9 protein-coding genes are annotated in these 12,586 nt (G+C 43.4%); 5 read left to right on the plus strand and 4 right to left on the minus strand.

From position 1 onward, the window contains the following. The first annotated feature begins 43 nt into the window (after positions 1-43). Complete coding sequence (locus BT112_RS16950; RefSeq protein ID WP_072318598.1) at positions 44-1,462, plus strand: hypothetical protein; 1,419 nt, start codon at positions 44-46, stop codon at positions 1,460-1,462. 107 nt (positions 1,463-1,569) lie between these two features. After that, positions 1,570-2,463, plus strand: coding sequence for a hypothetical protein (locus BT112_RS16955; RefSeq protein ID WP_139276286.1), 894 nt, complete (start codon positions 1,570-1,572; stop codon positions 2,461-2,463). 335 nt (positions 2,464-2,798) lie between these two features. Here BT112_RS16955 and BT112_RS16965 read toward each other — a convergent pair whose 3' ends face one another. Then, positions 2,799-3,254 carry a hypothetical protein gene (locus BT112_RS16965; RefSeq protein WP_072318603.1) on the minus strand — a complete coding sequence of 152 codons (456 nt, stop codon included), beginning with the start codon at positions 3,252-3,254 and terminating at the stop codon, positions 2,799-2,801. A gap of 316 nt (positions 3,255-3,570) precedes the next feature. On the opposite strand from BT112_RS16965, the gene lon reads away from it, so the two are divergent. Next, on the plus strand, positions 3,571-6,021 hold the full coding sequence (gene lon, locus BT112_RS16970; RefSeq protein ID WP_072318604.1) for an endopeptidase La: 2,451 nt from the start codon (positions 3,571-3,573) through the stop codon (positions 6,019-6,021). A gap of 159 nt (positions 6,022-6,180) precedes the next feature. On the opposite strand, the gene BT112_RS16975 is transcribed toward lon, so the two are convergent. The 3 genes from BT112_RS16975 to BT112_RS16990 all read right to left on the minus strand — a co-directional run bounded on the left by BT112_RS16975 (position 6,181) and on the right by BT112_RS16990 (position 8,935). Continuing rightward, on the minus strand, positions 6,181-6,963 hold the full coding sequence (locus BT112_RS16975) for an SGNH/GDSL hydrolase family protein (RefSeq protein WP_072318616.1): 783 nt from the start codon (positions 6,961-6,963) through the stop codon (positions 6,181-6,183). A gap of 333 nt (positions 6,964-7,296) precedes the next feature. After that, entirely contained in the window at positions 7,297-7,968 is a 672-nt protein-coding gene (gene hxpB, locus BT112_RS16985) for a hexitol phosphatase HxpB (RefSeq protein WP_072318606.1), read from the minus strand. A gap of 118 nt (positions 7,969-8,086) precedes the next feature. Further along, complete coding sequence (locus BT112_RS16990; RefSeq protein WP_072318607.1) at positions 8,087-8,935, minus strand: methylated-DNA--[protein]-cysteine S-methyltransferase; 849 nt, start codon at positions 8,933-8,935, stop codon at positions 8,087-8,089. Positions 8,936-9,241: 306 nt separating this feature from the next. On the opposite strand from BT112_RS16990, the gene BT112_RS16995 reads away from it, so the two are divergent. Then, a complete protein-coding gene (locus tag BT112_RS16995) occupies positions 9,242-9,859 on the plus strand; it encodes a response regulator (RefSeq protein ID WP_072318609.1) in 618 nt (205 codons plus the stop codon). Positions 9,860-10,319: 460 nt separating this feature from the next. Next, a partial coding sequence (locus tag BT112_RS17000; RefSeq protein WP_072318611.1) for a beta strand repeat-containing protein occupies positions 10,320-12,586 on the plus strand: 2,267 nt, incomplete at its 3' end.

Genomic DNA, 12,586 nt, shown 5'->3' on the forward strand with positions numbered 1-12,586 from the left:
ATTTTAAGTAATCATAAACAACAACCGTAAAAAATTAAATCTGATGAAAACCAAATTTAGCTTACTTGCTATGCTTGCAGCTGTAATGCTGACAAGCTGCTCCAATGAAGACATGGTCGAGGAGAACGACCCGAGCCTTAATGCCGAATTTGCTACGCTTTCGGTAGGTATAGACGGTAGAAGCTGGCCTTCCGCTACCGGGACTATATCCGGTGTTATAAGTTCCAATACAACCCTGACCAATGATAAGGTATGGTTTATTGACGGACCTACCTTTGTGGCTCCCGGAGTGACATTGACCGTTCAGAAAAATACGCTTGTCAAAGGAAAATCCACACCTACTTCCGGTAGTGCTTCTTACCTTCTGGTGACCAGGGGTGCAAGACTGGTTGCCGATGGTAATAATGCTGCCGAATCTATCGTGTTTACATCCGATAAACCTGTAGGGAGCAGACAACCTGGAGATTTCGGGGGAGTGATACTCCTGGGAAATGCTCCTACAAACAAGCCCAATAGCCAGGAAATAGAAGGTATACTGCCCGCCGATATTCCCAGTGGTATCAGTGTAAGTTATGGCGGTTCGAATACCGCTAATGATGCCGGTATTTTACGCTATGTGCGTATAGAGTATGCCGGAAGGGACCTCGGTGGCGGAAATGAGATCAACGGTCTTACTCTTGGTGGTGTCGGAAACGGAACAATCCTGGAAAACATACAAGTGTCTTACGGACAGGATGACGGCTTTGAGTTCTTCGGAGGAACTGTCAATGCCAAAAACCTGATCGCTTTCGGGAATGCCGATGATGACTTCGATTTCGATTTCGGATACACCGGTCAAATACAGTTTGCTGTATCTCAGAAAGTTCCGGGAGTGCCTTTTTCCAGTGACCCTAACGGAATAGAATGTGACAACGACGGAAGCGGAAGCAGTGCAACACCGATTACGCGCCCCGTACTTTCTAACTTTACTATTCTCGGTATGGGAAATGCTTCTTCTGCAGGCCCTACACTGAATGGTAACCGCTGGAGAAGGAATACTTCTTTTGTCTTCCGCAATTCCATTATAGCCGGATACGATGACAGAGGGGTATTGTTTGATGGTACGGCTGTAGAAAATAAGCTGAACAGCGGAGGAACTGCCGAGTTTAAAGACAACCTGATTCATTCTTACGCTACCGCGGGAGGAGTTATAATGCCTGCTACGGCTACGAGCAAAACCAATTACAGTGGTAATACGACAAGTTCCAGCAATCCTAATTTTATGGATCTGGTGGCTCCGTACAGTGCGACATCTCCTGATTACCGTATAGGAACTGTGCCTCCTGCACTTGCCTACGGTGCGAGTTTCACCGGATTATCCGGTTTCACACCGGTGTCTTATAAAGGAGCTTTCGGTCCTTCCATAGGTGCGCGATGGGATGACAACTGGGCTTCTTATCAACCCAATAATAACCCTTACTAACACAAACCAAACGAGAACTTAAATAATAGGAGGAAGTACGGTGCTTTTCACCGTACTTCTTTTAATATATTACAGGTTATATGGAGCAATCTGATAAAATAAATGATATGACAATGAACTTTACCCAATACAACAGCAGAAAGACCGTTGTGTGTGTGCTGTTGATGATAACCTTATTTCTGGCGGTATGCGGATGCGATACCGAAGGAGATCCCGTAACCGAAGAAACTTATGTAACCGTGCTCGGAAATAATTTTAATATCATAGGTGATAATCAAAACGAACTGTATTTTTTTATAAACGGAGACTCGCTGAAACCAAGAGAATATTATCCGGACGGCTCCGAACTTAAGATTGAGATCAGAAAGACTGCTGATGATAAGGTTTTGCTGGATAGCACGCGGATCGCGGTATTCGGGGAAGAAATCAATATTACGGCATTTTATACCGAAGAAGGCATATTGATACCGATGGCTCCGCTAACAGAAGAAGACAAAGTACCGGCCCCGGAAGGATATCGCAAGGTAAGATTTATAAATTTCATAAAAGATGCTGATTTACTGGAAGGAAAAAGACTTAAACTGGACGTATATGGAGTGTATAATACCGGTCTTAACCCTCTTGGAATATATAACCAGGCTATGACCGAAAAACCGTTATACACACTCCCCGAAATACAACCCGATAATTTTTCGGTATTCTTTACTATTCCCGAACTCGAAACGGCAGGAGAAGAAACAGGGCAGGAGCTGATAGGAACAGTAGCCAAAGTGTATAATGCCGCTACCGATGCATTGATTCTGGATGCCTATATGGAAGAAGGAGAAGTGTTTCCCGGGTTCCCGGAATTCGGCACCAGTGTGAATGTAAGGGGAGAAAAGAGGATAGGCAATTTGTCGAATACCTCTATTTACACTGTGACAACCATACAATTACAGGCTACACTATACGAAGGGGTTTACCTGTACAGCCAGCTGCCTATAGAGGCACTGAGCGAATAACAGCTGTAAAAAATACGTAGTATCTAAATAATTTCTTTTTTGAACTTAACCTGACTCTTCGCAAACCGGGGTTTCGTCTGACCTATTTCCCAATACCCCGGTTTCAAACCTTTAGATTGAAGGAATACCGAAGTCCGAAGCGCAATACACTTTCCCTGCTTAGGCCTTCGGTTTTTTGTTTTTCCTGTCGTGCCAAAGTATTTCCCGAACGGAAGAGAAAAGATAACAATGATGAATAGTAAAAAAAACATCCGTGCCACGGTACACAAGCATACGATCTGTCTTTCATCTTCCGGCGTTGCCGTAACACGGATGCGGGAGATGTTTGTAGAGGGTTAACGTATTCTGATATAATTTTCCGAAAAAGTACGGTTTCCGTCTTCATTGATACTGATTTGCCGGAACCAGTCTTTTCCCTGCTGCAATTCGAATGAAAATACCCGGGACGTATCAATAATCCTCATCATGCTGGCCGAACCGTATTCGAGGGTTTCCGTAAGACTGGTATCGTTGGCCATATATTTTCCGTAGCCGTACCATTGCGTAGAGTCTTGCGGGACCCTTCGGCTCCACATTACTTTTCCGTCCTGATAGATTTTTACCTGCCTGTAACCTTCGGCATTGGGAAAACTATCCAGAACGTTATTAGCTTCATACGTGTAGTAATTCACCAACTCCCACACCCCTTCGAGTGATTGCGGAGTATCTTTTTCAGCACCGGGGCCATGGGTCATCGCTAAGAATACCGTGGCCAGGAACACCATGATAAAAGCATAGATAAAATTTTTCATAATGCGCTGTTTTTTAGGTTAATGAAGTGTAGATGGTTCTTATCTAATTTACGTGAAATTAATGAATTATCATATTTTTTTCGGATATTTGTCGTTTTTTGCCTTAAAAATGCAAATGCGCTAAAAAGATAAAAATGTCGCAGCGGACAGCTAATTCTATTTAAACTTCAGGCAAGGGGAGTTGGCATAACTATTGCGATATACCTGTAGCTTATACACGGGCTTAAATGTTTGTTTATTGATTTTTAGAGCGTTATTAAATAATAACTATTTATTCGAAAACTGTTGTAGTGACAGAATGACTCACAGAAAATATATGGCTAAATCAAAGTTTTTAAATATGGACAGTTTGTCATTTCAGGGTGTTGATGAAGACGCGGAGCTTATCCCGTTAATGACCCCGGAAGACGAAGAAGAAATCAACAAAGAAGAACTTCCCGAAGAACTTCCCATATTGCCTTTACGCAATACGGTATTATTTCCGGGAGTTGTAATACCTATAACGGCCGGAAGAGACAAATCCATTCGGCTGATCAAGGATGCTAATAACGGCGATAAGGTGATCGGCGTAGTTTCTCAGAAGGATGAAGAAGTGGAAAACCCGGCTGTAGAAGACGTGAATACCCTGGGAACTGTGGCACGGATTCTTCGTGTGCTTCAGATGCCGGATGGAAACACCACCGTTATCATACAGGGGAAAAAGCGTTTTGAGATCGATGAGATCATAACAACGGAGCCTTACATGAGGGCCAGGGTCAAGGAAGTGGAGGAAGTCAGACCCGAGCGGGAAAATCCGGAGTTTACAGCGATTATCGAATCGATCAAAGAGCTTTCGCTTCAGATTATAAAAAACAGTCCCAATATTCCTTCGGAAGCATCTTTTGCGATTAAGAATATCGAAAGCGGTTCGTTTCTGATCAATTTCGTATCGTCCAACATGAACCTGAGCGTGAAAGAGAAGCAGGAACTGCTGGAAATGAATAACCTTCGGGAGCGTGCCCTGGCTACGTTAAAATTCCTGAATGTGGAATTCCAGAAGCTCGAACTGAAGATCGATATTCAGTCCAAGGTCCGTCACGATATGGATCAGCAACAACGTGAGTATTTTCTCCATCAGCAAATGAAGACGATCCAGGAAGAGCTGGGCGGTGTATCCTATGAGGAAGAGATCGAGGAAATGCGCGAAAAGGCCAAAGGGAAGAAGTGGGATGACAAGGTGAAGGAGCATTTCGAAAAGGAACTTGCCAAGCTCCAGCGAATGAACCCTCAGGTGGCCGAATATTCCATACAGCGGAATTACCTGGACCTGGTCCTGGAATTACCCTGGGGGACCTATTCCAAAGATAAGTTTGATTTGAAACGGGCAGAACGTATTCTGGACAGGGATCAATACGGACTCGATGAGGTAAAACGACGCATTATCGAGTATCTGGCGGTATTGAAACTGCGTAACGATATGAAATCGCCTATTTTGTGTCTCTACGGACCTCCCGGAGTAGGTAAGACTTCCCTGGGAAAATCCATAGCCGAGGCCCTGGGCAGGGAATACGTGCGTATATCTTTGGGAGGATTGCGCGATGAGGCGGAGATCAGGGGACATCGTAAAACCTATATCGGGGCCATGCCCGGGAGGATTATTCAGTCTCTTAAAAAAGCGGGAACTTCCAACCCGGTTTTTGTTCTCGACGAAATAGACAAACTGACTTCCAGTCATAACGGAGATCCATCTTCGGCCATGCTGGAAGTGCTTGACCCGGAACAGAATACGTCGTTTTACGATAACTTTCTGGAACTTGGTTACGATCTTTCCAAGGTCATGTTTATTGCCACGGCCAATAACCTCGGTACTATACAACCGGCATTGCGCGACAGGATGGAAGTGATAAATGTCACCGGATATACGATCGAAGAGAAGGTGGAAATCGCCAAAAGACACCTGCTTCCGAAACAACTCAAGGAACACGGGCTTACTTCCGAAGATCTCAAGATCAACAAAAAAGGTCTGGAAAAGATCGTGGAAGGCTATACGAGAGAATCCGGTGTTCGGGGACTCGAAAAACAAATAGCCAAAATGGTTCGTTTTGCAGCCAAGTCTATCGCCATGGAAGAAGAATACCAGGTAAAGGTTTCGCTGGATGATATCGAGAAAGTTCTTGGTCCCGCACGGATGGAAAGGGATAAGTATGAGAATAATGACGTGGCAGGGGTAGTAACCGGTCTGGCCTGGACCAGTGTAGGAGGAGATATCCTGTTTATAGAGTCGATCCTCTCCAGAGGAAAAGGAAATCTCACGATTACGGGGAACCTCGGTAAAGTGATGAAAGAGTCCGCTACCATAGCCATGGAGTACATAAAAGCCAATGCCGGAGAACTCGGTATCGATCCGGAGATCTTCGAGAAATACAATGTGCACATCCACGTTCCGGAGGGGGCTACTCCAAAAGACGGACCGAGTGCGGGGATCACCATGCTTACCTCGCTCGTTTCGTTATTTACACAGCGTAAGGTGAAAAAGAGTATGGCCATGACCGGAGAAATAACCCTGCGTGGTAAAGTGCTTCCGGTAGGAGGGATCAAAGAAAAAATACTGGCAGCGAAAAGAGCCCGTATCAAAGAAATATTACTTTGTGAAGAAAACCGGAAAGATATCGAAGAGATAAAACCCGAATACCTGAAGGGGTTGACTTTCCATTATGTAAGTGATATGAGCGAAGTGTTAAAACAGGCGCTTACTTCGGAGAAAGTAAAAAATGCCAAAACACTCTGATACGAAATCCGTAACGGATAAAAAAATAAACCCGACCGCCTGCCGAAACCTTTAGCAGGCGGTTTTTTTATGGAGAGGTAGCATAAAAAATTACCCCGATGTAGCACACCGGGGTAATTAAAGACTATAAAAAGTCTTGGTTGGTTTTTCTTAGATATCTTAGATCTCAAAAAGAGTATTAAATCCTTGTATCCAGGCTTCGGCCATGAGAAAAGCTCCTGGAATGGAGGGGTGTACGCCGTCCGGGCACCAATAGGATGCCGGTGCTTTTTTCAGCGCATTGTCAAAGACTTCCTGATACGGAATCCATACGGCATCGTAATCTTTAGCAATTTTTTCGGCAGCTTTCTGATAAGCATTGAACTCGGGGAACCATTTTTCTGTAATTGCTGTTCCTCCTTTCACGGCGAAAGGTTGTCCCAGAACCAGTTTTACATCCGGATACTGTTTTAGAGTCCGGTCGAGCAGTGCCCGGAGATCTTTTTCGTAAATCGCCGGAGTTCCGTTGTAATTACCATTCAGCTTATGCCAGAAATCATTAACACCGATCAGGATACTCAATACATCGGGTTGCAGTTGCATGCAATCGTCGTTCCAGCGATCGGCGAGTTGATATACTTTGTTTCCGCTTATCCCGCGATTGTACATAGCCCAGTCCGTATCCGGATGCTGAGCCATAATGTGGCTTACAATATTAAAGACATATCCCAGCCCCATTCCTTTGGCATCATTAGGATAGTAATGTCCGCGATCTCTTCCTGCGTCCGTTATCGAATCTCCCTGAAAAAGCACAGTAAGTTTCCGGGGAAGCAGAGGTTTCAAGGTCTCATTCGTGGCCGCTGTTACGGTTTGCAGGGTACTAAAACCAAGCAACCCTGCAGAAGCCAGGGATGCCGATTTAATAAAATTTCTTCGTTCGGTTGATTTTATATCGGTTTTCATGCTCTCAAATTTAATATTATTCTCTTTAATGCTGCAAAAAATATGATTTTTATTTTTGAACATTAGGTAGTATTATTGAATAAAAAGATTAAAAAACAGATTATAAAATGCTGTGAGTTATTAAAATGTATCTCTTTTATTAAATTTTTAGAAATAATATTTTTTGTATATATATATCGACAATATGTCCTGAATATAAAAAATATAAAAGAGAGATATCGCTCGGTTTGCGATCTTTCAGCTATTTATCCCATGGAAGAGGGTAATGGGGAAATAATTGTAATACTATTTATAATAGGATGAAAGACAGGAGTATTTATTACGATATTAAGCTTAATATTCGAGAAGGACACGGAGGTGTTCCTCGCTGAAATCGGAAAGAGTTTTTAGTTTCAGATCAGCTTCATTGAAAGTGTCGAGATCGTATTGTGCAGGTGAAGGGATGGCCACGGTTTTCATCCCGGCATTTTTTCCGGCTATAACGCCATGTGCCGAATCTTCAAAGACGATACAATTGGGCGGAGGAATTCCCAGTTTTCGCGCGGTGGAGAGGTACACGGCAGGATGTGGTTTTCCCATGGTTTCATGTTCCGAAGAGGACACGGCGTCAAAATACGCCTTAATGCCCGATTTTTCGAGGACTAACGGAATCAAGCGGTAAGGAGAGTTTGTGGCCAGTCCGATCCGGAAGTTGTTCTTGCTGAAAATCTCCAGGACCTCTGTTATTCCGGACATAGGTTTTCCTTTTTCCGTGATGAAGCGGCCGACACTGTCAATGACTTCATGCTCTACATCATAAAGTGATTTTCCTTTCCATGGCATCCTGTCGTACCAGAACCGGGTGACCTCTGTCGTCGTCATGGCTGCGGTAGTTGCCGAAAGTTCTGAGGTTACCGCTACTCCCAGGGCAGTAAATACTTCATATTCCGCCTTTTTCCAGGCGGGTTCAGAATCTATAAGGACCCCGTCCATGTCAAAAATAACAGCATGGGTTGCTTCAGACATCGTTTCGGTGTATTTAGTGTTTGTACAAAGATACTTTTTCTTTGCGGATATATGTTCCGTAAATATTGGCCTTACATTGGGCGTTTTATCTGTGGAATGGCATAGTACACCGTATGGATCATGGGGTGTTGTTTTTATGTGCGGCTTCCCAACCTATGATCGCTATTTTGCGATTATTACCCCAACGATATCCGCCCGTCATCCCGGATGCACGTATAACCCTGTGGCACGGGATGAGAATGGCTACAGGATTTTTCCCAATAGCATTACCCGCTGCACGGGCTGCCTTTTTCTTTCCTGCCTTATGCGCAATTGTTTCATAACTGGAGAGGGCACCTTCGGGTATGCTCAACAAAGCTTCCCATATCTTAAGCTGAAACCCCGTGCCTTTGATATGAAGGTTTACGGGGCGTTGCGGTTTTCCATGACCAGAAAAGAAATGCTTTGCACTTTCTTGCATAACATCTGTTTTTGACCGAAAAATGGCTTCCGGAAACTCATTGTACAGGTCCTGCAGACTTACAACTTCATGATCCGAAAAAACGAGATAACAGATTCCCTTGGGGGTAGATGCGATCAGGATACGACCAAAAGGAGTATCGGTAAAGCTGTAATTTATGGTGAGCCTGCTGCCGCCATCACGGTATTCTGCCGGGGTCATTCCTTCTATGGTTATAAACAGATCGTGTAGTCTTCCCGTTCCCGAAAGTCCCGTATTATGCACCACATCCGGAAGAGGGATGCTTTTTTCCCGAAGCATTTTTTTTGCATATCCGATGGTCGTGAATTGCAAGAATTTTTTCGGACTCACTCCTGCCCAGGCTTTAAACATCTTCTGAAAGTGATAGGGACTGAGATGAACCCATTCCGCAATATCCTCAAGAGAAGGTTGTTCCCGGAAATTTTCGCGGATATAGGTAATGGCCCTTTCAATTCTGTTGAAATCAATTTCGTGTTGCGAATCCATAAGGTTATGGTGTTAGTACGTACAAAAATAGGAATAGAGGTGTGCGAATAAAACCCGAAAATTGCGGTTTTATTTCTTTCTGTGGAACCATTGAAAGTGTTCGATACCACCAATTTGTGTTCGAATGTTATTTTTAGTCTCAAAATGTGCTTTTCATCGTTTTTTGCGATCTTTTTATCCATTGATTGTGAAAACATATTCAAGTTAAGCGATTTTTTATGTATTAGTTGTCAACTTTATGGTCTGCAGATGTTAAGGTATGAAACATTCTTTGTCGCAAGAATAGCTTAGAAAAATACTATATAAATGATAAAAATTTTACTCGTCGACGACCATTCCATTCTCAGACAAGGGCTTCGTTTTTTAATAGCTCAGATACCCGATACGATTGTTGTAGCGGAAGCAGAAGACGGGAGGGACGCTTTGGAGAAAATCAGGCACTACCAGCCCGACATGGTTTTTATAGATATAACGATGCCTAAAATGAACGGTATTGAAGTGATGAGAGCCATAAGAAAAAATGACAAGGATACGAATTTTATTGTAATGACGATGCACAGTGGTGTAGAGTATTATCAGGAAGCCATGGAAGCCGGAGCGGATGCATACCTGTCCAAAGACATTACCCTCGAAGAACTTCTTGCCTGTATGGAAAACTTGTCGCACGGCAGAAAATATGTTGCGGAGTTTATGCGGGAGAAAGTTGATAAAGCTACTTCCGGTCTGGATAGCCTTACGGCCAGAGAAATGGAAATATTGCGTTTACTTATCGAAGGCAAAACAAATCGCGAAATCGCAGAAGAGCTTTTTTGCAGTGAAAAAAATGTAGAAAAAATCAAGACCAATGTAAGAAAAAAGCTTGATTTACCTTCATCATACGGTGCCTTACTGGCCTGGGCACTGCGTAATAAAGTTTTCCTGTGATGCTATAAATATAACATTCCTGGAAATCCTAAAAAATCCTCTATGTGCGCCCTTGGTGCCAGGAGGATTTTTTGTTTTTGTAATAAAATGTTTTTCAAGGACTTATGTCTTTTTGTTTAGTGTTTTAATTACGCTTTCCACATAATAGTGCTACTGATCGTTAAAAAGGCTCCATTGACCGAAAGTAGGGAACCCCCTATTATTCGCATCGTGCGTATCGTGATAAGTTTGTTAGGGAATTTAATAAGGGGGAAATGAAAAAAAAATTGTGTGCTATACCTGGTAGGGTAATGCGTTATAGCCTTGTTTATTTGTGCTTTATAACCGTTTCTGCTACCACTTCTCTTTAAGTCCCGGAAGTCGCCGGTGTTATATCCGAATTATTGAATATAGATACTATGTGAATTTATTCACAGCCATATATAGACAGATTGTAATTCATAAATTAATTAATCAAAGCATGATGAAACATTTTTACGCGTTAGTTTTTTTTCTGGCAGTAATTTTTTCGGGGTACGCCCAGGTTGGGGTGGGAACACCTATGCCCGATAGTTCAGCTCAGTTAGACGTTGTAGCCAAAGACAGAGGAGTACTCATCCCCAGGATTCCCCTTAAAGGAGTTCGGGATGTTACGACCATAGCCAATGGCAATGTCGAAAGTTTGTTGGTATTTAATACTGCTAATACTTCAGATCTTAAACCAGGGTATTATTACTGGTATGTAGACAGATGGTACCGGGTCATGTCATCCGGGGATGTAACAGGAGTTGATCTTCCGAATAATATTGTTATCTATGATCCGATCAATAATCAATGGACCTATATCGATGCTACCGGTACACCCCAGGTTATCAATTTTGAGGACATTGTCCGTGCCAATGAAACGGTAACTACACTGGTTAATAACCAGGATGGTACCTATACCTATACTTCTGAGGACGGAACCGCGACCACGATCAATGTACCTGCAGATGTGATCAACCAGTTTCAGGAGATCATCGAGGATAAAAGTGTAGTTAATGAGATTACCAACCTGATCAGGAATATAGGAGGAAATGTGTTTTATGACGGTGATAATTTTACTTATATCGATCAGGATGGGAATACTCAGATCATCAATGCAGAAGAATATGTTAAATCTAAAGAAACGGTAACGACACTGGTCAATAACCAGGATGGCACCTATACCTATACTTCCGAAGATGGTACGGCGACCACGATCAATGTACCTACGGATGTGATCAACCGGTTCGAGGAGATCGTACAGAATGAAAACGTCGTTAATGAAATTACCAACCTGATCAAGAATGTGGGTGGTAATGTGTACTACGACGGCGACCGGTTTACATACCTGGATGATAACGGCACCACACAGGTAATCAATATCCAGGAGATTGTACGGGCCAATGAAACGGTAACGGCACTGGTCAATAACCAGGATGGTACTTATACCTATACTTCTGAGGACGGAACGGCGACCACGATCAATGTACCTGCGGATGTGATCAACCAGTTCGAGGAGATCGTACAGAATGAAAACGTCGTTAATGAAATTACCAACCTGATCAAGAATGTGGGCGGTAATGTGTACTACGACGGCGACCAGTTTACATACCTGGATGATAATGGCACCACACAGGTGATCAATATCCAGGAGATTGTACGGGCCAATGAAACGGTAACGGCACTGGTCAATAACCAGGATGGCACCTATACCTATACTTCCGAAGATGGTACGGCGACCACGATCAATGTACCTGCTGATGTGATCAACCAGTTCGAGGAGATCGTACAGAATGAAAACGTCGTTAATGAAATTACCAACCTGATCAAGAATGTGGGTGGTAATGTGTACTACGACGGCGACCGGTTTACATACCTGGATGATAACGGCACCACGCAGGTGATCAATATCCAGGAAATTGTACGGGCCAATGAAACGGTAACGACACTGTTCAATAACCAGGATGGCACCTATACCTATACTTCCGAAGATGGTACGGCGACCACGATCAATGTACCTGCGGATGTGATCAACCGGTTCGAGGAGATCGTACAGAATGAAAACGTCCTTAATGAAATTACCAACCTGATCAAGAATGTGGGTGGTAATGTGTACTATGACGGCGACCAGTTTACATACCTGGATGATAACGGCACCACACAGGTGATCAATATCCAGGAGATTGTACGGGGCAATGAAACGGTAACTACACTGACAGATAATGCCGATGGTACATTTACGTATATTAATGAAGAAGGCACGCCTGTAACATTTGACGGAAATACGACAACGGTAACAGATAACGGTGACGGGACCTATACGATTGTCAACAAAAGTGGTGACACGGTTACTCTTAATGTCATCAGCGATGTAGCGGATAACATTGTTAACCAGGGGGATATTTACAACGAGATCATCAAAGTTATCGATGGCAAGAGCGATGTTCTTGTAGATAACGACAACGGAACCTATACGCATACCTCGGTAGACGGCGATGTGATTGTTATCGATGCTACCCGCTCTGCGATCACGGATAATGGAGATGGTACCTATACGATCGTCAACCAGGACGGTGATAATGTGGTGATCAATACCAATGCCAATACCAGTGTTTATGACAACACCAACAGCGGACTGAGCTCCGGTAATGTACAGGACGCTATCGATGAGCTGGTAACGACGATCAATACCGGTAGCGGAGTACGTCTTAATGACAACGGGGA

This window comes from Sinomicrobium oceani (assembly GCF_900119185.1).
Lineage (GTDB): Bacteria > Bacteroidota > Bacteroidia > Flavobacteriales > Flavobacteriaceae > Sinomicrobium > Sinomicrobium oceani.